Source organism: Mesorhizobium sp. M7D.F.Ca.US.005.01.1.1 (assembly GCF_003952545.1).
Taxonomy (GTDB): domain Bacteria; phylum Pseudomonadota; class Alphaproteobacteria; order Rhizobiales; family Rhizobiaceae; genus Mesorhizobium; species Mesorhizobium loti.
In genome coordinates, this window is the sequence record NZ_CP034453.1 from 1,564,148 (window position 1) to 1,587,253 (window position 23,106).

23 protein-coding genes and 1 pseudogene are annotated in these 23,106 nt (G+C 63.1%); 7 read left to right on the top strand and 17 right to left on the bottom strand.

Annotated elements, in window-relative coordinates:
- Positions 1 to 16 precede the first annotated feature (16 nt).
- The 10 genes from dhaM to EJ076_RS07580 form a co-directional block, all read right to left on the bottom strand.
- Positions 17 to 406: a dihydroxyacetone kinase phosphoryl donor subunit DhaM gene (gene dhaM, locus EJ076_RS07535; RefSeq protein ID WP_013528085.1), complete on the bottom strand. Its 390-nt coding sequence runs from the start codon at positions 404 to 406 to the stop codon at positions 17 to 19.
- Complete coding sequence (gene dhaL / locus EJ076_RS07540; protein WP_126067467.1) at positions 403 to 1,005, bottom strand: dihydroxyacetone kinase subunit DhaL; 603 nt, start codon at positions 1,003 to 1,005, stop codon at positions 403 to 405. Before dhaL ends, dhaM begins: the two co-directional genes overlap by 4 nt.
- Positions 1,006 to 1,077: 72 nt before the next feature.
- Positions 1,078 to 2,721, bottom strand: coding sequence for a dihydroxyacetone kinase subunit DhaK (locus EJ076_RS07545; RefSeq protein ID WP_126067468.1), 1,644 nt, complete (start codon positions 2,719 to 2,721; stop codon positions 1,078 to 1,080).
- Positions 2,722 to 2,811: 90 nt separating this feature from the next.
- Entirely contained in the window at positions 2,812 to 3,825 is a 1,014-nt protein-coding gene (locus EJ076_RS07550) for an ABC transporter ATP-binding protein (protein WP_126067469.1), read from the bottom strand.
- The gene (locus EJ076_RS07555) at positions 3,818 to 4,930 is read right to left on the bottom strand and encodes an ABC transporter ATP-binding protein (protein WP_126067470.1); all 1,113 of its coding nucleotides are present in this window, start codon (positions 4,928 to 4,930) and stop codon (positions 3,818 to 3,820) included. The genes EJ076_RS07550 and EJ076_RS07555 overlap by 8 nt, the downstream gene beginning before the upstream one ends.
- A gap of 2 nt (positions 4,931 to 4,932) precedes the next feature.
- Positions 4,933 to 5,139, bottom strand: coding sequence for a hypothetical protein (locus EJ076_RS07560; protein WP_126067471.1), 207 nt, complete (start codon positions 5,137 to 5,139; stop codon positions 4,933 to 4,935).
- A complete protein-coding gene (locus EJ076_RS07565) occupies positions 5,136 to 6,086 on the bottom strand; it encodes a carbohydrate ABC transporter permease (protein WP_109666015.1) in 951 nt (316 codons plus the stop codon). The genes EJ076_RS07560 and EJ076_RS07565 overlap by 4 nt, the downstream gene beginning before the upstream one ends.
- On the bottom strand, positions 6,083 to 7,030 hold the full coding sequence (locus EJ076_RS07570; protein ID WP_032901495.1) for a sugar ABC transporter permease: 948 nt from the start codon (positions 7,028 to 7,030) through the stop codon (positions 6,083 to 6,085). Before EJ076_RS07570 ends, EJ076_RS07565 begins: the two co-directional genes overlap by 4 nt.
- A 110-nt stretch (positions 7,031 to 7,140) precedes the next feature.
- Positions 7,141 to 8,472 (bottom strand): ABC transporter substrate-binding protein, encoded by a 1,332-nt coding sequence (locus EJ076_RS07575; protein WP_109666017.1) that lies wholly within the window; start codon positions 8,470 to 8,472, stop codon positions 7,141 to 7,143.
- 286 nt (positions 8,473 to 8,758) lie between these two features.
- Complete coding sequence (locus EJ076_RS07580; RefSeq protein ID WP_109666019.1) at positions 8,759 to 9,448, bottom strand: PIG-L deacetylase family protein; 690 nt, start codon at positions 9,446 to 9,448, stop codon at positions 8,759 to 8,761.
- Between the two features lie 28 nt (positions 9,449 to 9,476).
- On the opposite strand from EJ076_RS07580, the pseudogene EJ076_RS07585 reads away from it, so the two are divergent.
- From EJ076_RS07585 to nhaA, 5 genes and pseudogenes are all read left to right on the top strand, one after another.
- Positions 9,477 to 10,367, top strand: a pseudogene (locus EJ076_RS07585) (DMT family transporter).
- Between the two features lie 95 nt (positions 10,368 to 10,462).
- Positions 10,463 to 12,925, top strand: coding sequence for an ATP-dependent helicase HrpB (gene hrpB / locus EJ076_RS07590; RefSeq protein ID WP_126067472.1), 2,463 nt, complete (start codon positions 10,463 to 10,465; stop codon positions 12,923 to 12,925).
- Positions 12,926 to 12,951: 26 nt separating this feature from the next.
- The gene (locus EJ076_RS07595; RefSeq protein WP_109666025.1) at positions 12,952 to 14,283 is read left to right on the top strand and encodes an ActS/PrrB/RegB family redox-sensitive histidine kinase; all 1,332 of its coding nucleotides are present in this window, start codon (positions 12,952 to 12,954) and stop codon (positions 14,281 to 14,283) included.
- A gap of 85 nt (positions 14,284 to 14,368) precedes the next feature.
- Positions 14,369 to 14,932: an ActR/PrrA/RegA family redox response regulator transcription factor gene (locus EJ076_RS07600; RefSeq protein WP_023762754.1), complete on the top strand. Its 564-nt coding sequence runs from the start codon at positions 14,369 to 14,371 to the stop codon at positions 14,930 to 14,932.
- A gap of 60 nt (positions 14,933 to 14,992) precedes the next feature.
- Entirely contained in the window at positions 14,993 to 16,189 is a 1,197-nt protein-coding gene (nhaA, locus tag EJ076_RS07605) for a Na+/H+ antiporter NhaA (RefSeq protein WP_126067473.1), read from the top strand.
- Between the two features lie 31 nt (positions 16,190 to 16,220).
- Here nhaA and EJ076_RS07610 read toward each other — a convergent pair whose 3' ends face one another.
- A complete protein-coding gene (locus tag EJ076_RS07610) occupies positions 16,221 to 16,721 on the bottom strand; it encodes an MmcB family DNA repair protein (RefSeq protein WP_050580417.1) in 501 nt (166 codons plus the stop codon).
- 124 nt (positions 16,722 to 16,845) lie between these two features.
- Here EJ076_RS07610 and EJ076_RS07615 point away from each other — a divergent pair, with 124 nt between their 5' ends.
- Positions 16,846 to 17,049 (top strand): hypothetical protein, encoded by a 204-nt coding sequence (locus tag EJ076_RS07615; protein ID WP_126067474.1) that lies wholly within the window; start codon positions 16,846 to 16,848, stop codon positions 17,047 to 17,049.
- A 613-nt stretch (positions 17,050 to 17,662) separates the two neighbouring features.
- Here EJ076_RS07615 and EJ076_RS07620 read toward each other — a convergent pair.
- From EJ076_RS07620 to cueR, 3 genes are all read right to left on the bottom strand, one after another.
- The gene (locus EJ076_RS07620) at positions 17,663 to 17,995 is read right to left on the bottom strand and encodes an SMR family transporter (protein WP_109666031.1); all 333 of its coding nucleotides are present in this window, start codon (positions 17,993 to 17,995) and stop codon (positions 17,663 to 17,665) included.
- A gap of 587 nt (positions 17,996 to 18,582) precedes the next feature.
- Positions 18,583 to 18,891, bottom strand: coding sequence for a protamine-2 (modular protein) (locus EJ076_RS07625; RefSeq protein WP_109666726.1), 309 nt, complete (start codon positions 18,889 to 18,891; stop codon positions 18,583 to 18,585).
- A 381-nt stretch (positions 18,892 to 19,272) separates the two neighbouring features.
- Positions 19,273 to 19,695, bottom strand: a complete 423-nt coding sequence (cueR, locus tag EJ076_RS07630; protein WP_109666033.1) for a Cu(I)-responsive transcriptional regulator — start codon at positions 19,693 to 19,695, stop codon at positions 19,273 to 19,275.
- Between the two features lie 227 nt (positions 19,696 to 19,922).
- Between cueR and EJ076_RS07635 the strand changes: the two genes are divergently transcribed.
- Positions 19,923 to 20,540: a L,D-transpeptidase gene (locus tag EJ076_RS07635; RefSeq protein ID WP_109666035.1), complete on the top strand. Its 618-nt coding sequence runs from the start codon at positions 19,923 to 19,925 to the stop codon at positions 20,538 to 20,540.
- Between the two features lie 170 nt (positions 20,541 to 20,710).
- Here EJ076_RS07635 and EJ076_RS07640 read toward each other — a convergent pair whose 3' ends face one another.
- The 3 genes from EJ076_RS07640 to trpS form a co-directional block, all read right to left on the bottom strand.
- The gene (locus EJ076_RS07640) at positions 20,711 to 21,280 is read right to left on the bottom strand and encodes a NifU family protein (RefSeq protein ID WP_015314175.1); all 570 of its coding nucleotides are present in this window, start codon (positions 21,278 to 21,280) and stop codon (positions 20,711 to 20,713) included.
- A 144-nt stretch (positions 21,281 to 21,424) separates the two neighbouring features.
- The gene (locus tag EJ076_RS07645) at positions 21,425 to 21,916 is read right to left on the bottom strand and encodes a universal stress protein (RefSeq protein WP_056590042.1); all 492 of its coding nucleotides are present in this window, start codon (positions 21,914 to 21,916) and stop codon (positions 21,425 to 21,427) included.
- Positions 21,917 to 22,020: 104 nt separating this feature from the next.
- Positions 22,021 to 23,088 carry a tryptophan--tRNA ligase gene (gene trpS / locus EJ076_RS07650; protein ID WP_109666728.1) on the bottom strand — a complete coding sequence of 356 codons (1,068 nt, stop codon included), beginning with the start codon at positions 23,086 to 23,088 and terminating at the stop codon, positions 22,021 to 22,023.
- Between the last annotated feature and the right edge of the window lie 18 nt (positions 23,089 to 23,106).

The following is a 23,106-nucleotide window of genomic DNA, read 5'->3' on the forward strand; positions in this document are numbered from 1 at the left end:
CAACGTTCCCGTTCGTTCACGACGGCGACAATTCATGCGCCGTCGCCACCACTTCCCTGAGCGAGGCGCCGCCGGAGGCCTCGGTTGCCGCCATCACCGCGCCTTCGACGATCGGCGCGTTGCAGACGATGATCTTGTGCGACCGTGGCTCGCCGATCATTTCTACCGCCATTTCGCTGTTGGTCTCGGCGCCGCCGAGGTCTACCAGTATGGCGACACCGGCTTCCGACCAGGCCTTGTCGATGGCGCCCATGATCGCCTCGACATTGGTGCCAAGCCCGCCATGGCCGTTTCCGCCGCACCATGCAAGTGGCACTTCGTCGCCCACCATCTGCCGCACCATGTCGGCCGTGCCCTCGGCGACCAGCGGCGAATGCGAAACGATGACGATGCCGACATTGCTCATGCACTTTCCCCGATGGTTTGCGCCACAGTCCGCACAAGAAGCGCGGTCGAACGTGCGCCGGCATCCATGTGGCCGATCGAACGGTCGCCGAGGAACGACGCACGGCCGCGCAGTGCTTTCATCGGCACGGTCGCCTCGGCCGCCGCGTCGGCGATATCGGCGATTTCCGGCGCCGTCTTTCCCTGCAGCAACGCGTCATGCACCGGCTGCAGCACGTCGAGCATGGTCTTTTGTCCAGCCTGCGACTTGCCACGCGCGGCTACCGCTTCGATGGCCTTGCCAAAAGCAGCCGTCAGATTGGCGCGATCGGGCTCCGCCGAAATCTCCTTGCCGAGCGCCAGGAACAGGGTGCCGAACAGCGGGCCGGAGGCGCCACCGACCGTCATCACCAGCTTGGTGCCGATCGCCTTCAGGGCTTCGGGCAGCGGCTTGGCCGAAAACGCCTCGGCTTCGGCGCGCACAGCCTCAAAGCCGCGCTTCATGTTCAGCCCGTGATCGCCATCGCCGATCGCTTGGTCGAGCGCCGTCAACTCTTCGGCATGAGTGGCAACCACATCCGCGGCAGCTGTAATCAGCCCGGCAAGGTTCAACGCCGCCATATTAGCCAAATTCCCGGTTTCCACCCCGCCGGCAGTATCGAAAGAACGCTCATTCGACAACTGGAGCATGCGTCAGGCCGCTTCATGCAGCGCGGCGGCGGCCGCGAAGACCTCGGCCACCGCATAGGCGCCGGGGTCGACCACACCCTGCAATTTGCTGCCGACATAGGCGGACCGTCCGGCTTTCGCCTTCTCCATGGCAGCGGTGGCCTCGGCACCATGGTGAGCCGCCGCCGCCGCTTCCTCCAGGCCGCTGGCGTCGAGCGCTTTCAGGGCCGGTTCCAGGGCATCGACCATGGTGCGATCGCCGATGCTCGCGCCGCCATAAAATGTCATCCGCTCAAGGCCGGCAAGCAGCGCCTTGGCCAGGTTCGCTCCGCCGTCCAGGGCATGCGCCGCCGCGGTGAAAAAGATCGAAAGCAGCACGCCGCTGGAGCCGCCCATCGACGCGCTCAGAATGTCGCCTATCGCGCCAAGGGTCGCTGCAGGTTCGGCAAGCGGCAGCGTATCAAGCCGCTCGAGAATACTGCGCGCGCCGGTCGCCACCGTCGAGCCGGTGTCGCCGTCGCCCGCCTTGGCGTCGAGCCCGTTCAAAGTGGCTTCGAGCGCGATCAGCCTTTCGCATACGGTGACGACAAGACGCCTGCTGCGGGCATCCTGACTGGGCTTGCGTGCCGCGCTTTGTCCGGCCGCTTTCGCCATCGGCACGACGGAAGGCGGCACAACGGGCTTTGCCGGCATCCAGGCATGCGGGCCAACCGGCGCCAACAGGGCTGTCTCGCGGGCGGCGTCGAGCCGGATCAGCGACAGCGAGAAGCCGTTCATGTTAAGCGCCGTCATTAGTGGACCCGGGCCGATCGCCAGCTTGATGGTTTTGGCCAGCGGCGAGGCAAGCACCGCGTTGGCGATAACAGACATTTCGAGCGGCGGCACCGAACCGAGATTGTTGATCAGCAGGGCATGGTCGGCTGAAAGGTCGAGCCGTGCCAAGAGGCGTTCCGCCATAATCACGACCAGCCTGTCGGCGCTTTGCACCGCAATCCGCTCGACGCCCGGCTCGCCATGAATGCCGAGGCCGAGCTCGCCATCGTTCTCGCCAAACCTGTCTTCGTGCGGCTGGCCGGGGATCGAGCAGGAAGACAACGACATGCCGAGCGAAACGATATCCTTCGCCGCCGCGCGAGCGGCTGCGGCAACGGCTGCCAGATCATGGCCGGTCTCCGACAGGTGGCCTGATATCTTGTGCACGAACAAGGTGCCGGCAACACCGCGCGGCTGGGCAATATCGGGGAGTGCGATGTCGTCGGCGACGATCACCATCTCGACACGAAACCCTTCGGCGCGCGCCTTCTCGGCGGCCAGGCCGAAATTGAGACGGTCGCCGGTGTAATTCTTCACGATGAGGAGGCAGCCGGCCGGCCCGGTGACCGCGCGGATGGCCGCCAGCACGGCTTCGACGCTCGGCGAGGCAAAGATCTCGCCCGAAACCGCCGCCGTCAGCATGCCCTTGCCGACGAAGCCGGCATGCGACGGTTCGTGTCCGGCGCCACCGCCCGAGACGACGCTGACTTTCGTCTTGTCCCAGTCGGCGCGCAAAATGACCTTGATCTCGGGATAGCCGTCCAGACGCGCGAGATCGCTCGAGCCAATGGTCCGCAACAGGCCATCCAGCGCCTCGGTGACGATCGTTTCCCTGCGATTGAAAAAGTGCTTCATCGAATTCGTCCCGTACTCGCAATCGTCAATCAGAAGCCGGTGCTGAACCCCAGCGAGGGAAACACCGGAAACCGTTCACATCAGCCCCATTCACGTCAGTCGGTGTCCGTCGGCGCCGAAATACAGCGGCGACCGGTAGCGGATCGCCACCCTGTCGCCCTGCGCCAGATCCGTGTCCGGATCGGTCAGCGTCACGAGTTTCTTTGAACCCACCGTCACATGCAGGTGGTTCTGGTCGCCGAGATGCTCGACCCAGTCGACGACGCCGTCGGCATGGCCGTTAGCGGCCTTCTCGATCGTCAGATGCTCGGTGCGCGCGCCGATCGTCTTGGTTCCGTTCGGTGCGCCGCCGTCAGGCAGCAGCCCGGTGGGTAGAAGATTGATCGCCGGCTGGCCGAGCCTTGCCGCGACATGCAGGTTTGCCGGCTCGGAATAGATGGTGCGCGGCGAGCCGATCTGCACCAGCACGCCCTCCGCGAGGATGCCGATGCGATCTGCCATCGTCATCGCCTCGATCTGGTCGTGGGTGACGTAGAGCATGGTGGCGCCGAGCTCAGTCTGGATGCGCTTCAGCTCAAGCCGCAGATCCGCCCGCAATTTGGCATCGAGCGACGACAGCGGCTCGTCCATCAGATAGATCGAAGGCTTGCGCACCAGCGCGCGGCCGATGGCGACGCGCTGCATTTCGCCGCCCGAAAGCTTGGTCGAGCGGTTGGCGAGCTTGTGATGGATGCGCACCATCTTCGCCACCTCCTCGACCCGGCGGCGAATCTGGTCTTCCGGCATCTTCCGGGCCGGCGAGCGCAGCGGAAAGGCGAGATTGTCGAACACCGACAAATGCGGATAGAGCGAGTACTGCTGGAAGACGAAGGCGGTGTCGCGTTCGGCCGGCGACAGTGTCGTGGCATTGTGGCCGCCGATCTCGATCATGCCGGCATCCGGCCGTTCCAAACCGGCAATGAGCCGCAGCGTCGTCGTCTTGCCGGCCCCGGTCGGCCCGAGCAGCACGACGAATTCACCATCTGATATATGCAGGTCGAGACCGTTGACGGCGACATGGTCGCCAAAACTCTTGGTCACGTTCTTGATGCGCACATCAGCCATGCTGGGCCCTCCGTTCCGAGGCCACATCGTGGATCGCGGTTCTCACCGCGCGGCCGGATCCCTTCTCGAACAGGGACAGCCGTGCGCTACTCAGCGTCAGGCCGACATGGTCGCCGGTGGAGAGCCGGATTTCGGCCGGCACGCGTGCCTTGATGATGCCGTCCGCCGTTTCGACCGCGACGATCTGCGTCGTGCCGAGATATTCGGTGCCGTAGATGGCGCCGCGCAGCTTGGAGGCATCGTCGAAGCGTATGTGTTCGGGCCTGATACCAAGTGCCATCTCGCTAGGTGCGATATCCTCACGCACCTCCGGCACCGCCACCTTGGCGCCCTGCACGACGATCTCCTTCGCGCCCTTGGCGACCCCGCCGCCAAAGCCCAAAAAGTTCATCGGCGGCGAGCCGATGAAGTCGGCGACGAACATGGTCGCCGGGCGGTCGTAGATTTCGCGTGGGCTTCCGAACTGTTCGATGACGCCATGGTTCATCACCGCGATCTTGTCGGCCATCGACATCGCTTCCATCTGGTCGTGCGTGACATAGACTGTCGTGGCGTGGATGCGGTTGTGCAGCTCGCGCAGCTCGTGGACCATCAGATCGCGGAATTCGGTGTCGAGCGTGCCTAGCGGCTCATCCATCAGGAAGCATTTTGGCCGCCGCACGATGGCGCGGCCGAGCGCCACCCGCTGGCGGTCGCCGCCGGCAAGGCCGGAGACGGATTTGTTAAGCAGATGGTCGATGCGCAGCAGCTTCGCCGTCTCCTCGACCCGCGTGCGGATTTCGGCCGATGGCATGCCTTGCGCCAAGAGCGGGAAGCCGATGTTCTTGCGCACATTCATGTGCGGATAGAGCGCGAAGAGCTGGAAGACGAAGGCGATGTCGCGCTCGCGGGCCCGCAGCATGGTGACGTCGTCGCCGCCGAGCAGGATCTGGCCGCCGGTCGGCAGCTCAAGCCCCGCGATCATGCGCAAGGTCGTCGTCTTGCCGCAGCCCGACGGGCCGAGCATGACGAAGAACTCGCCATCCTCGACGACGAAGTTGGAATCCTGCACGGCGACGAAATCGCCGAAGGCCTTTCTCAGGTGCTGGACGCGAATTTCGGCCATGATTATTCCGGGAATTTCGAGACGATGATGAACATCACGGTGCCGGCGAGCATGGTGATGAAGGAGTATGTGTAGAGCGACAGCGCGAAGGGCTGGAACAGCATCAGGAAGCCGATGGCGATCAATGCCGTGGCGATGTTTTCCATCAGCCCGCGCCTGGCCCAGACCGGCCAGCGCGATTTGCGTTTCTGAGGGTTGGTCATGCTCATTTGCGCACCGCGCCGAAGGTGATACCGCGCAGCAATTGCTTGCGAAGCAGGATGGTGAAAACCAGGATCGGCACCAGGAAGATCGTCGTGCCGGCCGCTACCGCCGGCCAGTCCTGGCCGCCTTCGCCGATGATGGTCGGGATGAACGGGGGGGCGGTCTGCGCCGTGCCGGAGGTGAGGAGTGCTGCGAACGCATACTCGTTCCAGGCGAAGATCAGGCAGAAGATGGCGGTCGCGGCAATGCCGGTGGTCGCCTGCGGCAAAACGGTACGCCAGAAGGCCTGCAGCCGCGTATAGCCGTCGATCATCGCCGCTTCCTCATATTCGCGCGGGATCTCGTCGATGAAGCCTTTCAGCAGCCATACGGCCAGCGACACGTTGACCGCCGTGTAGAGCAGGATCATGCCGAGCGCCGTGTCCGACAGGCCAAGCTCGCGGTACATCAGGTAGATCGGGATGGCGACGGCGATCGGCGGCATGAAGCGCGTCGACAGGATGAAGAACAGAAGGTCGTCCGCCAGCGGCACCTTGAAGCGCGAGAAGCCATAGGCCGACAGCGTGCCGAGGAACACTGCGCAGAAGGTCGAGCCGAAGGCGATGATCAGCGAATTGACGAAGCGCGGCAGGAAGTTGGACGGGCCGGCGATCACCATGTTGCGCTTGCGCGTGGTCTCGTCGCAGAAGCCCGTCGCGGGACCCAGCGAGTTGATGTATTCCGGCGTCTGCCGCGTCCGCGTCGTGAACAGATTGCAGTAGCCTTCGAGGCTCGGCTGGAACAGGATCTTGGGCGGATAGGCGATCGAGTCCGGCGGCGTCTTGAAGCTGGTGGCGAAGATCCACAGCAGCGGCACGATCGAGATCAGCGCGTAGAGCACGATGATCGTGCCGGCGATGCGCTTCGAGTTGGCCGAGGGTGCGACGACCGAATGGGCTGTGGTCAGGCTCATCTCTGCTTCACCTTGTTGAGCGCCTTGACGTAGATGTTGGCCAGCCCGAACACCGCAACGAACAGGATGATGGCGAAGGCCGAGGAGTAGCCGGTACGCCAGCTCTCGAAGGCCTGCCGCTTCAGGGTGATCGAGGCGACCTCGGTGGTCGAACCTGGCCCGCCGCCGGTCAACAGATTGACCATGTCGAACATCTTGAAGTTCTCGATGCCGCGAAACAGCACCGCCAGCATGATGAAGGGCAGCGCCATCGGCAGCGTGATCGACCAGAATTGCCGCCAGTTGGAGGCGCGGTCGACCTCGGCCGCCTCATAGATGTATTCGGGGATGGAGCGTAAGCCCGCGAGGCAGATCAGCATCACGTAGGGCGTCCACATCCAGGTGTCGACGATGATGATCGACCACGGCGCCAGCGAGACGTTGGAGAGCATCTGGATATCGGTCGGCGGGATCCTCGTGACGAAGGAAATTGCGTAGGCGAACAGGCCGATCTGTGGCTCGTAGAGGAAGCGCCAGAAATTGCCGACCACCGCCGGCGACAGCATCATCGGCACCAGGATCAGCGTCGTCCAGAAGGCATGGCCACGGAACTTCCTGTCGATCAGCCAGGCCAGCGTGAAGCCGATCAGCGTCTGCAACAGGATGGTCCAGAACACGAAATGCGCCGTCGTCTGCATGGCGATCCAGATATCCTTGTCGCCGAGGATGCGCTGGTAGTTGGCGAAACCGAGATTCTTCACCACCTCGTTTGGGCGGTTGGCGCGGTAGTTGGTGAACGACAGATAGATCGCCCAGAACAGCGGGAAGATGTTGATGGCCAGCAGCAACAGGATCGTCGGCGAGATGAACAGCCAGGCGAGGCCCTTGTCGCTGATGCCCCGGACTTTGCGGGCCAACGGTTCCGGGGTCGCCCGGGCAACGTTCTCCGCGGTCCGATTGAGCATGGTGAGTCCTGCTTCGGTCACTTGGTCGTCTCTGTCATGGAATTTATCTGAACTGCGTCCCGTGCCAAGAGCGGCACGGGACGCTTGGGCCTAGCTCGGGAGGAGCCGGGTTACATCTTGCCATCGTCCTGGAAGACCTGCGTCCAGTCCTTGACCAGGCCGTCCAGCGCATCCTTGGCCGAGCCCTGGCCGGCGACGACATAGTCGTGGAAACGCTTCTGCGAGGCCTGCAGCAGCGGGGCGTAGCTCGGCTCGGCCCAGAAGTCCTTCACGATGGCCATCGAGTCGAGGAAGGTCTGCGCGTAGGGCTGGCTGGCCGGGAACTTAGGATCCTTGACCACCGCGTTGAGGCAGGAATAGCCGCCGAGCGACCACCACTTGGCCTGCACATCCTTGTTGGCGAACCACTTGATGTATTTCAGCGCCGATTCCTGCTTGTCGGAATAGGACACCACCGAGATACCCTGGCCGCCGAGCTGGGCGAACTGCTCGCCGTCAGGTCCCTTCGGGTTGACGAAGTAGCCGATCTTGTCGCCGCCGACATTCTCGTCCTTCTGCAGGCCCGGCCACGTGAAAGCGAAGTTCATGTGCATCGCTACCTGGCCGGATTTGAAGGCATCGACGCCTTCGCCCATGTAGCTGTTCGAGGCGCCCGGAGGCGTGCAGCAATCATAGAGCGCCTTGTAGAACTCCAGCCCCTTCACCGATTTGTCGGAATTGACGAAGCCTTCCATTTCATAGGGCTTCTTGGGGTTCTCGTACTGGAAGCCGTAGCTGTAGAGCACGTCCATGGCGCCCATGGTGATGCCTTCAGAGCCACGCTCGGTGTAGATCGAGGCGCCGTAGACGGTCTTGCCGTCGATCTCGCGCTTCTGGAAGAACTCGGCGATCTGCTTCAGCTGGTCGAAGGTGGTCGGCGGGCCGAGATCCCAGCCGTACTTCTCCTTGAATTCCTTCTGCAGCTCCGGCTTGGAGAACCAGTCCTTGCGATAGGTCCAGCCGACGACGTCGCCCATGGCCGGCAGCGCCCAGTAGTTCGGCGTGTTCTTCGGCCATTCCGAATAGCCGACGACGGTTGCGGGCACGAAGTCGTCCATGCTGATCTTCTCCTTGTCGAAGAAGTCGTTCAGCTTGACATAGTGGCCGTTCTCGGCGGCGCCGCCGATCCACTGGCTGTCGCCGATGATCAGGTCGCACAGCTTGCCGTGCGAATTCAACTCGTTGAGGAAACGGTCGGCATAGTTGGTCCACGGCACGAACTCGAATTTCATGCCGATGCCGGTTTCCTTGGTAAAATCCTTGGACAGTTCGACAAGCGCGTTTGCCGGGTCCCAGGCGGCCCAGCACAGCGTCAGGTCTTCAGCGTGCGCGACGTTCGAGACGGCTGTCGACGCTGTAATCGCCGAGGTCAGTCCCAACGCCAGTTTCAAGCTCGATTTCATGCCTTCCTCCCATTTGCGAAACGCGCCCGGATGACGGTTTCAAGAGCCTTCAACCCCTCTCCTCAGGGGCCTAAACATGGCGGCGCAACAGCACCGCAGATGTTTAGTAATTTGTTTAGTGATGCAATTTTTACTAAACAAGGCAAGCGAATTCGTTGCTGCGCCGCAGCATGCCTATGCCGGTGTCTGAAAACGTTGGGAAAAGTGCGGATCGCTGGCCGGGCCCGCGCGGATTGTCGAAGCTGCGCGGGCCGACCCCGACCAGATCTGAGGGCCTTCCCGACTCTCAGTCGACCCGTTTGGTGCTCACCATGACCTTCCGGATCGGCGGCGCCGGCGGCAGCAGTTCGCGGATGTCGGCGAAGGGGAACGTCGGTTCGAAGCGGAAGGCTTCGGCCAACGAGCCCTGCGCGCCGTTGCACTGGCCGGCGCGAAAAAGGTTCTGCATTCGCGCGCCATCGACGAAGCGGTCGGGATCCTGCGACTGATGCATGCGGATCGCCCTGGCCTTGATCTCGGCATGGGCGGAAATGTCGACATAGTGCGTCGGCGAAAAACCGGTGCCGCCCATCGTGTCGGCATGCAGCACTGGAACCCCGAACGAGGCCGCGATGCGCACGCCATCCGACAGCGCGCGGTGGTCGGCATGATAGTCGTTGGGCGCATGCGTGATCGCCAGATCTGGTCCGGTCTCGCGAATCAGTGCTTTCAGCGCCCCGATCAGCGCTGCATCGGCCACCAGCTCGCCGTCGGGAAAGTCGAGGAAGCGCAGCGCCGCCCCGAGCAGCGCGGCCGCGGCCGTTGCTTCCTCGCGACGGACGCGAGCGAGAACAACGGGATCACTCTTGCCGCCCTTGGCACCATCCGTGGCTATGGCAAAAGTGAGTTCTGCGCCTTGCGCGGCATAGGCGGCCATCGTACCGAACATGAAGATCTCGATGTCGTCCGGATGCGCACCGAGCGCCAGGATTTTCAAACCACTCTCTCCCCGGAAATGGAACAACGTGACGAACGGAATTCTGCTCGCCCTGATCGCCTACGCAAGCTATTCGGGCAGCGATGCCGTTGTCAAAAGCCTGGGTGGACAATTCACGGTCTTCGAGATCGGCTTCTTCACGACGCTGTTTGCCGGCTGTTTTCTCTTCTTCACGCGCCCGGCGGACGAGCGCTGGCGTGATTTCTGGCGCACCAAGAGGCCTTGGGCTGTGCAGGCGCGTGCCTAGGCCGGCATCGCGTCCGGCGTGCTCAGCGTCTACGCCTTCACCACCATTCCACTGGCCGAGTCCTACGCGCTGATCTTCCTGGCGCCGCTCTGCGTCACCATCCTCTCCACGCTGATCCTCAAGGAGAAGGTCGGCCCCTGGCGCTGGCTGGCGGTGGTTGCCGGTTTTGCCGGCGTCATGCTGGTGGTGCGGCCGGGCTTTCGCGAACTCAATCTCGGCCACCTTGCCGCTTTCGGAGTTGCATTCCTCGCCGCCACCAGCGTCATCCTGATGCGCTCGCTGGCCCAGCAGGAAAAGCGCACCACCATGCTGGGCGTGCTGATCGGCTATGGTCTGCTGTTCAACGGCATCGGCGCCGCGGCCACCGCATTCACCGTTCCCAGCGGGAAACAGTTGCTGTGGCTGGTGATGGCGGGTGCCTTCACTGCCTGCGGCCAGCTGTTGCAGCTGCTGGCCATGAAATACGCACCCGCCAACCGGGTCGCGCCGACGCATTATTCGCAAATCGTCTGGGCGGTGATCCTCGGCGCGCTGTTCTTCCAGGAATACCCCGACTGGCTGTCGCTGGTCGGCCTGGCGGTCGTCGGTGGAGCCGGCCTGCTGACCATGGTGCGCGAGGAAGCGCGGCTGGGCACGGTGCGCTGGAACCCGTTTTCGCGCACCCGGCTTTGAACCGGCTCCGTTCCATGAGTTGCACCACGGACGCGACCGCTGATATGCGGACGTAAGCGCGCTTGCCACGATTGGACGAACGCATTCCTGGACCGATGATCACAAAACCCCTGCCGGAGCTTCCAGTATCCGCCGTGCTGCCGGCGCTGAGCGAAGCGCTCGGCCATGGCAACAGCGCCGTGCTGGTGGCGCCGCCCGGCGCCGGCAAGACAACGCTGGTGCCGCTGGCGCTGCTCGATGCGTCCTGGCTGGGTGCCGGCAAGATCGTTCTGCTCGAACCGCGCCGGCTCGCCGCCCGCGCCGCCGCCCGTCGTATGGCCGAGTTGCTTGATGAGGAACCCGGCGCCACCGTCGGCTATGCCATGCGCATGGAAAACCGCACCTCGGCAAAGACCAGGATATTGGTCGTCACCGAAGGTGTGCTGGCGCGGATGATCCTCGACGATCCCGAACTGTCTGGAATCTCGGCTGTCATTTTCGACGAATTCCACGAGCGTTCGCTCGATGGTGATTTCGGTCTCGCTCTGGCGCTCGACGTGCAAGGCGCGCTGCGGCCGGATCTGCGCGTGCTGGTGATGTCGGCGACGCTCGATGGCGCGCGTGTCGCGAGGCTGCTGTCGGGCGCGCAGGTGATCGAGAGTGAAGGCCGCGCCTTTCCTGTCGATATCCGCTATGATGAGCGCCCCGCTGGCACCACCATCGAGGACGCCATGGCCAAGGCGATCCGCGCAGCCCTTGCCGATGAGAGCGGCAGCGTGCTGGCCTTCCTGCCCGGCCAGCGCGAGATCGAGCGCACCGCCGAGCGGCTGGCCGGCAAGGTCGGCACTGAAACCGACATCGTGCCGCTCTACGGCATGCTCGACGGCAAGGCGCAAGACGCGGCGATCAAGCCGCCGCCGACAGGCCGCCGCAAGGTGGTGCTGGCGACCTCGATCGCCGAAACGTCCATCACCATCGACGGCGTGCGCGTCGTCATCGATTCCGGCCTGTCGCGGCTGCCGCGCTACGAGCCGGCCAGCGGCTTGACCCGGCTGGAAACGGTGCGCGTCAGCAAGGCGTCCGCCGACCAGCGCGCCGGCCGTGCCGGGCGCACGCAAGCTGGCGTCGCCATCCGGTTGTGGCGGGCCGAGCAGACGGCTGCACTTCCCGCCTTCACGCCACCCGAAATCTTGGAGGCCGACCTGTCCGGCCTGCTGCTCGATTGCGCCGCCTTCGGCGTTGCCGATCCGGCAGGGCTCGCCTTTCTCGATCCGCCACCCGCTCCGGCGCTCAATGAGGCAAGGGCGCTGCTGCGCGCGCTGGATGCCATCGACGAGGCAGGGCGCCTGACGGATGCGGGTGCTTCGATGCGCAAGCTCGCTCTGCCGGTGCGGTTGGCGCATATGGTCGCCGAGGCAGCGAAAAGCGGCCATGCCTTCGAGGCGGCGATGCTTGCCGTGCTGCTCACCGAGCGCGGCCTTGGTGGCGACGGCGCCGATCTGGAGCGACGGCTGATGCGCTTTCGCGGGGAAAGATCGCCGCGCGCTACCGCCGCGAAGCAGCTCGCCGAACGGCTGGCGAGGCAGGCCGGCGGGGCGAAGGGCAGCGAAGCCGCCGCCGCCGGTCCCCTGCTCGTCCACGCCTGGCCGGATCGGGTGGCCAAGGCGCGCGGCGAGCGCGGCCGTTTCGTGCTGGCCAATGGCTCCGGCGCCATGCTCGACGCCACCGACCCGCTGGCGGGCGAGCCGTTTCTGGTCGTCGCCGACCTGCACGGCAAGGCGCAGAATGCGCGCATCACAGCGGCAGCGGCCATTAGTGAGGACGATGTCCGCGCCGCGCTCGCGGAGAGGATCGAGGTCCGCCGTGAAACGAGCTTCGACCGCGACAAGCGCGCTGTGCGCGTGCGCGAAACCGTGCGCCTTGGCGCCATCACGCTTGCCGAGCGCATGCTGCCGCCGCCAACCGGTGCTGACGCCGATCGCGCCATAACAGATGCGGTCCGCGAGCATGGGCTCTCGCTGCTGACCTGGAGCAAGGAGGCGCAAACGCTGCGCCAGCGGCTTGGCTGGCTGCATCGCGGCCTTGGCGCGCCCTGGCCCGATATGGCGGATGCCGCGCTCATCGAACGCCTCGACGACTGGCTGTTGCCGTTCCTGTCCGGCGCGGCATCGTTTGCCGCCATCGATGCGGGCGTTGTCTCGGCCGGACTGGCCACACTCGTGCCGCATGATCTGCAGCGCAGGATCGATACGCTGGCGCCAACCCATTTCGATGCCCCGTCGGGCAGCCATGTGCCGATCCGCTATGACGGCGAATGGCCGGTACTGGCAGTTCGCGTGCAGGAGCTGTTCGGCCTCGACCGGCATCCTTCGATCGCCAATGGCAGCGTGCCGCTGACACTCGAACTCCTGTCGCCGGCGCACCGGCCCATCCAGACGACGCGCGACCTGCCCGGCTTCTGGCGCGGCTCCTGGGCCGATGTGCGCGCCGACATGCGTGGCCGCTATCCCAAGCATGTCTGGCCGGAAAACCCGCTGCTCGCCACTGCCACCGCCCGCGCAAAACCCAGAGGTACCTAGCCTTCAGCGCTTCACGGCTGTAATCCATGGCCATGATCAACGTTTTGCGTTCGCCCGATTTCCAGCAGAGCCAGAGACTGCGCCTCAACACGCTAATCCGGTTGCGTTGGCTTGCCATTGTCGGTCAGAGCCTGACGGTGCTCGTTGTCGCCTATGGCCTGAAGTTTCCGCTGCCGGTCAGCCTCTGCTTTGCGCTGATTGCCTGTTCGGCCTGGATGAACCTGTTTCTCGCCTTCCGGTTTCCGGCGGCGCACCGGCTCACCCCGCTGGCGGCCTTCGGCATCCTCATCTTCGACAGCCTGCAGCTTGCCGGCCTGCTCTACATGACCGGCGGCCTCACCAACCCGTTCTCGCTGCTGATGACCGTGCCTGTCGTCATTTCGGCGACATCGCTGCCCCTGCGCCTGACCGCCATCCTCGGCGGGCTGGTTATGTCGGCGGCGACCTTTCTGGTCTTTGTCCATCTGCCGCTGCCCTGGCATGAGGACGCACCGCTGGCGATGCCCTTCATCTATGTCGCCGGCATATGGATGGCGGTGCTGTCCTCGATCGCCTTCACCGCCATATACGCCTTCCGGGTGGCCGCCGAAGCCCGGCTTCTGGCCAATGCGCTTGCCGCCACCGAACTGGTGCTGCAGCGCGAGCAGCACCTCTCGGCGCTCGACGGGCTGGCTGCCGCGGCCGCGCACGAGCTTGGCACCCCGCTTGCCACCATCGCGCTTGTCGCCAAGGAGATGGAAAAGGCACTCGGCAAGGATCCGAAATACGGGGAAGACGTGACGCTGTTGCGCTCGCAGAGCGAGCGCTGCCGCGAGATCCTCAAGCGGCTGACCAGCCTGTCCTCCGAGGGCGAGGCGCATCTTTCGCGGCTGCCATTGACCTCGCTGGTCGAGGAGGTCACCGCACCGCACCGCGACTTCGGCATCTCGATCAAGCTTCGGCCCGGCGAACGCATCGGGCCCGAGCCGGTCGGGCGCCGCAATCCGGGCGTTATCTACGGCCTCGGCAATCTGGTCGAGAATGCCGTCGATTTCGCACGCAAGAGCGTCACCGTGCGCTGGAGCTGGGATGACGCCGCTGTCACCTTCTCGATCATCGACGACGGACCCGGCTTTCCGGCCGAGATCATCGACCGCATCGGCGAGCCCTATATGTCGACGCGCCAGGGCAATGAAGCCGGCGGCGGCCTGGGGCTAGGCCTGTTCATCGCCAAGACCCTGCTCGAACGCTCGGGCGCGACGCTCGATTTTCGCAATTCGAGCGGCCTGGGCGAGGGCGCCGTGGTACAGATATCGTGGCCGCGTGGTGTGTTCCTCAATCCGGAAATCACTTCGGCCAGCATGTTCGACACCGCCTGAGAGCCTTGAAGGAGCTCTAAAAATTGGACAATGAGGCTCAGGAACTATATCTGCGTAAAATTAAGGCAGCAGGAATTTTGAGACTATGACAGGCGACGAAAATATTGGCGCAATGGTTGAAGGCGAGGACACCTCTTTGCTCATCGTCGATGACGACAAGCCGTTCCTCACGCGTCTGGCCCGCGCCATGGAAACCAGGGGTTTCGTGGTCGAGACGGCCGAGAGCGTCGAGGAGGCGGTTGCCAAGGCGCGCGCCAATCCGCCTGCCTATGCCGTAGTGGACATGCGGCTCGGCGACGGCAACGGCCTCGACGTGGTCGCGGCCATCCGCGAAAAGCGCGACGATTCCCGCGCCATCATCCTGACCGGCTACGGCAACATCGCCACTGCGGTGACGGCGGTGAAGCTCGGTGCCGTCGACTATCTCTCCAAGCCCGCCGACGCCGACGATATCTTCGCCGCACTCACCCGCACCGCCGGCGAGCGCGCGGCACCGCCGGAAAACCCGATGTCGGCCGACCGCGTCCGCTGGGAGCATATCCAGCGTGTCTATGAAATGTGCGAGCGCAATGTCTCCGAGACGGCGCGCCGGCTCAACATGCATCGCCGCACCTTGCAGCGGATATTGGCCAAGCGCGCGCCGCGCTGAGGCGCGGTTTGCGCATCTTGCGGAATGACGCCGGCCGACAGGCGGCATGACGGAGGCGACATGCAAGACTTGAAACAGCGGCCGGTTTCCGTCTTCCGCGAATTCCTCGATGGCGAAGCGGCAGGCGGCATCATTCTGATGGTGGCCGCCGCCCTGGCGCTGATTGTTGCCAATTCGCCGCTCGCCGAAACCTACTTTTCCGTGCTCCATGCCTATCTCGGCCCGCTCAGCGTCTCGCACTGGGTTAATGACGGGTTGATGGCCGTGTTTTTCCTGCTCGTCGGGCTGGAGATTAAGCGCGAGGTTCTGGACGGCCAGCTCTCGACCTGGCCGCGACGCGTACTGCCCGGCATCGCCGCCGCCGGCGGCATGCTGGTGCCGGCACTCGTCTATGTCGCCATCAACCGCAACAATACGGCAGCACTGTCCGGCTGGGCGATCCCAACCGCTACCGACATCGCTTTCGCGCTCGGCGTGCTGTCGCTGCTCGGCAGCCGCGTGCCGGCTTCGCTGAAGGTCTTCCTTACCGCGCTTGCCATCATCGACGACCTCGGCGCCGTCATCATCATCGCTATCTTCTACACCAGCGGCCTTTCGCTCGCTTATCTGGGTGCCGCCTTCGCCGTCATTGCCGTGCTCGTCGTGCTCAATCGCATGCGGGTGATGACGCTGCTTCCCTATCTCTTGCTCGGCGTCATCCTGTGGGTGCTGGTGCTGAAATCCGGCGTCCATGCCACGCTTGCCGGCGTAGCGCTGGCGCTGACCATCCCGCTCGAACGCTCCGCCGGAATTGGCCACGACCTCGACCATTCGCCGTTGCATCGGCTCGAGCACGGTTTGCACAAGATAGTGCCCTTTGTCGTCATTCCGATCTTCGGCTTTGCCAATGCCGGCGTGTCGCTCGCCGGCCTGAGCTTTGGCGCACTGATCGAGCCGTTGACGCTGGGTGTCGCCGCCGGCCTGGTGGTGGGCAAGCTGGTTGGCGTGTTCGGCTCCTCGGCACTTGCCATCCGGTTCGGCGTTGCCGACCTGCCTGCCAATGCCGGTTGGTCGCATATGATCGGCATCTCGCTGCTGTGCGGCATCGGCTTTACCATGAGCCTGTTCATCGGCCTGCTCGCCTTCGCCAGTGATGTGGCGCTGCAGGACGCGGTCAAGGTCGGCATCCTCGCCGGTTCCTTCATCGCCGCCATCCTGGGTGCTGCCGTGCTTCTGATGGCGCCGCCGGTTGGTGAGGTGGAAGAGGGCGAAGAGTAGGGCGAAAACCCACTCGGAGTAAGGCGAAAACCTACTCGCTCTCACCCTCCAGCGCTGGCACCGACACGCCGGCAAGTTCCGCCGCCAGCAGCCGAGAGGCACCGGCCCGCGCGATCCGCAGCATCAGCGCCTTGCGCGTTGCCGCCGCCATGCGGTGTTCGGGCGCATCGCGCAGGATTTCGGCGCCGTAGCCGTCGGAGAGGATGAAGCCGCACTCCTGGGGAAAGATCTCGGAGGGCACGCCGGGATGGGTGGCGAAGAAGAAGCGGTCGGAGTGCAGCCGGTAGTCCGGCCATTTGCGGTCGACCCGGAAATCCTCGATCGAGGATTTGATCTCGATGATCCAGATATCGCCCTGCCGGGTCAACGCGACGAGGTCGGCACGACGGCCGGTGGCCAGCGACAGCTCGGGCAGCACATGCGCGCCCATGTCCATCAGCAGCCGCTGCACGCCGCGCCGGACCAGCATGGCGCGTTCGGACTGGCGACCGTCGATGAGAGGGTTGATCGGGATGGGGGAGATGATCGGCATGGCAGGCACCATGCCAGATTTTGTTCACGGTTTGAACCTGTTTTTATGTGGCGATTATATATTTGACATACCCGGATATACCCAAAAGAAGTCAGGCATTGATCCTTGAAAGATTGAACTTGCGGTGCATACCATCGTTTCCATGGGGACGGGCGACGCAAAATCGAACAGCACCGAAGGCGAACAAATGTGGGCCTTTGACCTTGACGCTCTGCGCAAGGCTTTCGGAAAGTCCGTTCAGGAGCACAAAGTCACGGCGGCTGATTGGGCGGAACACGCCAAGCTGTTCCTCGAAAAACAAAGGGATCGTCAGCGCAAATCGACTTGATGTGTCGCGCCGATCAACTTCCGTTCTTAATTATAAGACAGCAGGGACCAAAGCCCTGCGCCTCACCAACCAAGGTCTGACGTTTGCGCGAATGTCCACTGGACGTTCCGTTATGTCAACCAATCTCAAATATGCCCAAAAGGATGGCCGGTGCTGGGGTTTACTAGGAGTTGAGTGGGCACCGGCCATCGCGGGATTAGGCTTTTGGCGATTGGGATCGTCCCCCGCATTGCCCAATGCTATAGATACATTAGAGATTACTCAATTAAGACTGAAGTCCCTATCCAGGCGTAGATATAAACGGCCTTGACCCCGTGGAGGCCAGCCTTGTGTAGCGCCGTAACGTCCGCTCCAAAATATAAGACAGCAGGACTAAAGTCTTGTCTTCCGCACGCAAAGGTCTGAGAGGCCTGTAAAGGTTCCACAAATGTTTGTTGGACGTTCCGCACTTTAGTCAGTCATCATATATTGGTTGCCGTGACGTAATGGCCTATCGCCTTGCCTTGCGCCAGCCTGCGGCGCGAGCTTCCGCCTCCGAACAAAACCAGCGCTCACCATACAGCGGGCTTAGCGGCGCGCCCGGCAATGCGCGCACCTGACAAACCCGGCCCAATTAATGGGCGCTCGCTTTGGACAGTAGGTTTAGAACCAATACGCCGGCCAGGATCAGGCCCATGCCGACGAAGCCTGCCAGGTCGGGTCTTTGCCCATAGACAATCCAGGCGACCAACGCGACCAGAACAATGCCGCCGCCCGCCCATACTGCATAGGCGACGCCAACCGGTATCCGATCCAGGACCTGGGACAGAAAGAAAAATGCCGCTGCGTAACCGAGCAGCACCAATATCGACGGGCCAGGCCTGGTGAAGCCCTCTGAGGCTTTCATAGCGCTCGTTGCGACAACCTCACCGATAATAGCCAAAGCAAGAATGGCATAAGCAGGCATGGGGGACCTCCTTCAATGGGAGGCATCCAATGATCAGAACTCCACAGCGACGTCACGTTCACTTTCCCGTGATGGGTGCAGCCGGTTACCGGGTCGCGCGTAGTTCCCATTAAATTAGCTAGAGCGCATATAAAGAGAAAGTGGTATTTCGGGAGGCAGCCGGAGCTCCCCCACTACACCCCGCTCCGGTCAGGCCCGGTAGCAAGTCCACCCAAAGGAAAGGCTGCCGGGCCGCTTCTTTCCATCTATACCTGGAAAGTAAGGGTCAGGTCTGAGTTTTACATGAAAAGACCTGACAGTTTTGAAAATGTCCATTGGGCGCTCCGCTACTTTATTTGATCGAATATTAAGGCGCGCCGAACCGCCTCCAGCCCTGCGACTTGGTTAAAAACGCTCAGTCGGCCTGCGTGCCGCTTGCAACCAACCCGTGGCTCGCTCGTTGACCAATTGCTGGGTTGATCCCCTGGCACTCCAGAATCTGCCCGCTGCCTGATGGTGGCGGGCCTTTTTCCTTGGCTGGAAGTCTAGCCAATATCGACAACGAGAGCCCCGGCGGATGCCGAGAGCTTCGCGTCTGCCGGCTTTCGTCAGAAGCGGATCCAGAAGGATCTGCGGAAACATCTGCGGCGCCAGTAACCGTGACGCCAATAGCGACGGCAAACCCGTCTCCAGCCGCGGCGGCGCCTCCTGCGATACCAGCGCACGGGCTCGATGCCGTCTTGGACATCAGGACCATCCTGGTCGAGGATGGCGTCGGACGGTTTGTCGAGTTCATCGAGAATGCCGGGTCCCTTATTCGGAATGCCGGCCAACGCGATGGCAGGACGCGCAATAGCGATCACGGTCGCAGCCCCGGCCAGTCCAAGCATTCCAGTTAGAAGCAATCGCCGATCCATGCCAATCTCCATCCTTGATCATTGCGACAAGGAAGACATAGAGCGGCAGATTGACGCGCCCAGATGCCGAAGAGAATTGTGCCGATTGAACTGCGTGCCGGCTGTGGCAGGCCTTCTTTAGCGTCGACTTGACAATCCGTGTGCCCAAATGCCCCACTTCTCCGGGGCATTGGGGGACATCTCATGAAGAAGACTTATGAACGACCGACGCTGGTGAAGCGCGAAAAGCTCACGACGGTTACGGCCATCGTGTGTGTTTCAGGCTGCCCCGTTTGACCGAAGCCGCAGGCCTCAACAGGTCCGCTATTCCGCTATCTCGTGTCAGGGCACGTCGTGGCTGATGACAAACACGGTCGACGGCCGGCTTTCGGCAGTTTCTTCCTAAGGTCTCGCTGAAGCGGCCTTGTCGTCGAGCATGGCGGCGCCCGCCATGTCATCAAGGATCGGACAATCCGGCCTTTCGTCGCCGTGGCAGGCATGGATCAGTTTCTGCAGGGTCGAGCGCATCGACTGCAGCTCGCGCACCTTCTCCTCGATCGCCGTGACATGGGCGGCGGCGATCTCGCGCACGTCGTGGCTGGCGCGGCTGCGGTCCTGGTAGAGCGCCATCAGCTGGCGACAATCGTCGATGGAAAAGCCGAGATTGCGGGCGCGACGCAGAAAGGCCAGCCGGTGGATGTCGTCTCCGGAATAGTCGCGGTAGCCGTTGGCGGCGCGCGCCGGGGCGATCAGGCCGATCTCCTCATAGTAGCGGATGGTCTTGGCCGGCAGGCCGGAGCGGTGGGCGGCGTCACCGACGTTCATGACGATTCTCCTCGATTCTCAGGAGCCCGTGGACTTGGCCCCTTGAATTTCCTTCACAATCCTGTGAGGGCTGTTGCCGAAATGCCATAGTGATACGCTTACCAGCACGTCAACTCCGGCATATAGGCATCGCGCGCTTGGCAAGCAAAGCAAATGCCAGCATGAATGATGGTGAGAAAGCGGCCGACTCGTGCCGCCGAAGTTGGGGCGGGGCACCGGATCACCTGATGCGCATGAAGTCGTTTGCAATTGTCGCCGCACTGGCGCTTTCCACTGCTATCGCCGGTTGCAGCACCATCGGCTCGCAGATATTCTCCAACGACTACGGCGCGGTCACCGACGCCGGTTACCAGTTGCCACGCATCCCGATCGAGAAAGTGCCGATGAAGTACCATCGGCAGGAAGTGAACTACGACAGCCCGGAAAAGCCGGGCACCATCATCGTCGATACGCAGAACAAGTTCCTCTACTTCATCGAGGGTGATGGAAGGGCAATTCGCTACGGCATCGGCGTTGGCCGCGAGGGTTTCGAGTGGCACGGCACCGCCCATATCGCGCTGAAGCGCGAGTGGCCGACCTGGACGCCGCCGAGGCAGATGATCCAGCGCCAGCCCGAACTGGAAAAGTTTGCCGGCGGCATGGAGCCGGGCCTGAAGAACCCGCTTGGTGCGCGCGCCATGTACCTGTTCAACAAGGGCGGTGATTCGGGCTATCGCCTGCACGGCAGCCCGGAATGGAATTCGATCGGCAAGGCAATGTCGTCAGGCTGCATTCGCCTGATGAATCAGGATATTATCGACCTCTATGACCGCGCCTCGGTCGGCGCCAAGGTCATTGTTCTTTAGGTCATGATGCCGAGAAACCAGTACCGGTTCTCGTGAAAATCATGATCAGATAGAGGTAGCTTTCGTACGCGGACCGTCTAGGCAACAACGGACGTCCCAAACAGAAAACCGGGCAATTCGGCCCGGTTTTTTGTTGTTTGCGATGGAAGTGTCTGCCGGCAGGAGAGCGGTCAGGAGACCTGCTCGACCTGCTGCACTTCCGGCACGAAGTGGCGCAGTAGGTTCTGGATGCCGTGCTTCAGCGTCGCCGTCGATGACGGGCAGCCGGCGCAGGCGCCTTTCATGTGCAGGAATACCGTGCCGTTCTCGAAGCCGCGGAAGGTGATGTCGCCACCATCCTGGGCGACCGCCGGGCGCACCCGCGTGTCGAGCAGTTCCTTGATGGTGATGACCAACTCCTCGTCGGCCTTGTCATAGAACTCACCGGTCTGGCTGGTCTCGGCGGCTGGGCCGGCCTTGGCCATGACAGGCGCGCCGGACATGAAATGCTCCATGATGGCACCAAGGATAGCCGGCTTCAGATGCTGCCAGTCGGGGCCGTCCTTGGACACGGTGATGAAGTCATAGCCAAAGAAAACACCGGTGACGCCGGGAATCTCGAACAGCCGGCCAGCCAGCGGCGAGGCAATTGCGGCGCTGTCGGCATCGCGGAAATCGGCGGTGCCTTCCAGAAGCACTTCCTTGCCGGGCAGGAATTTCAGCGTCGCCGGGTTTGGCGTCGATTCGGTCTGGATGAACATGGCCATCTCCGTGCCCGTTGCGGGCAGCTAGTTTGGAATAATTCTAAATAGGCTCAATTGGCTGGACATTCAAGCGAAACGCATCGCCGGAAGGGCTGGCTGGCGGAATGTTTTTGCGCGCCCCGGGACGCACTCGAAGCAGCCTCATGCGAGGCTGTCGATCTCCTCGTCCGACAGATTCTGCGGCACCACGGTCACCGGGATCGGGAAGGCCGCACCCTTGCCGGCCACAGCGCCGACCAGCGGCCCCGGGCCTTCCTTGCCCGCACCGGCGGCCAGCACCAGGATGGCGATGTCCTGGTCTTCTTCGATCAGCTTGTGGATCTCTTCCGTCGGCTTGCCTTCGCGCACCACCATCTCAGGCTCGATGCCAAGCTTCTGGCGCACCTTGTTGGCATAAGTGTCGAGTGCTGCGCGCGCCGTGGCGGTCGCCTCCTCGCGCATGATCTTCTCGACGCCCAGCCAGTGCTGGAAATCATCCGGCTCGATGACATAGAGCAGCACCAGCGTGCCGCTGGTGCTCTGCGCCCGCTTCGAGGCATAGGCGACGGCGCGCTCACACTCCGGCGTGTCGTCGATGATCGCCAGGAACTTGCGTCGATGGCCGGCTTCGCGGCTGAGGCGTTTGGAGACCATGTCTATCTACTCGATGCTTTATCGGCCGCAATCTGCCACTGCGGCGGACCGGCGGCAAGCCGCCGGCCTTGGGCCAATATTGTGCAGTGCGCTGACTGTGGGAATTAGGCCTGCAGCAGCCCGATGATGTCGCGCACCGTCTTCATCGTCGCTTCGGCCAGCACGCCGGCACGCTCGCCGCCGTCCTTGAGCACCGCGTCGACATAGGCACGGTCGTCGGAAATGCGGCGCATCTCGCTGGCGATCGGCGCCAGCTTTTCCACCGCAAGGTCGGCCAGTGCCGGCTTGAACACCGAAAACTGCTGGCCGGCGAACTCTTTCAGCACGTCCGCCTTCGACATCTCGGCGAGACCCGCATAGATGCCGACAAGGTTTTCCGCCTCCGGCCGGCTAGCCAGACCGTCCAGCTCGCTCGGCAGCGCTTCCGGGTCGGTCTTGGCCTTGCGGATCTTCTTCGAGATGGCATCGGCGTCGTCGGTCAGGTTGATGCGCGACAGATCCGACGGGTCCGACTTCGACATCTTCTTGGAACCGTCGCGCAACGACATGATGCGCGCCGCCGGCCCGCCGATGACCGGTTCGGTCAGCGGGAAATAGCCGTTCACGGTCTCCTCGCCGACCTGCATCTCGACGCCGACGCCAAGGGCGGCGATGCGGTCGGAGAAGTCGTTGTTGAACTTCTGCGCGATGTCGCGGGTCAGCTCCAGGTGCTGCTTCTGGTCCTCACCCACGGGCACGTGGGTGGCACGGTAGAGCAGAATGTCCGCAGCCATCAGGGAGGGATAGGCTAGCAGGCCGAGCGATGCGTTCTCGCGGTCCTTGCCGGCCTTGTCCTTGAACTGCGTCATACGGTTCATCCAGCCGATGCGCGCCACGCAATTGAAGATCCAGGCGAGCTCCGCATGCTGCATGACCCGCGACTGGTTGAAGACGATATGCTTCTTCGGGTCGATGCCCGAAGCCAGGAACGCCGCGGTGATCGACCGCGTCTGGTCGGCGAGGTCTTCATAGACGAGTTGGGCTGTCAGCGAATGCAGGTCGACGACGCAATAGATGCAGTCGGATGTGTCCTGCAGGGCGACGAATTTCTTGATGGCGCCGAGATAGTTGCCGAGATGCAGATTGCCGGTCGGCTGGACCCCGGAAAAGACGAGTGGCTTGAAGGCGGTCATGATTGTCCTCATGGCTTG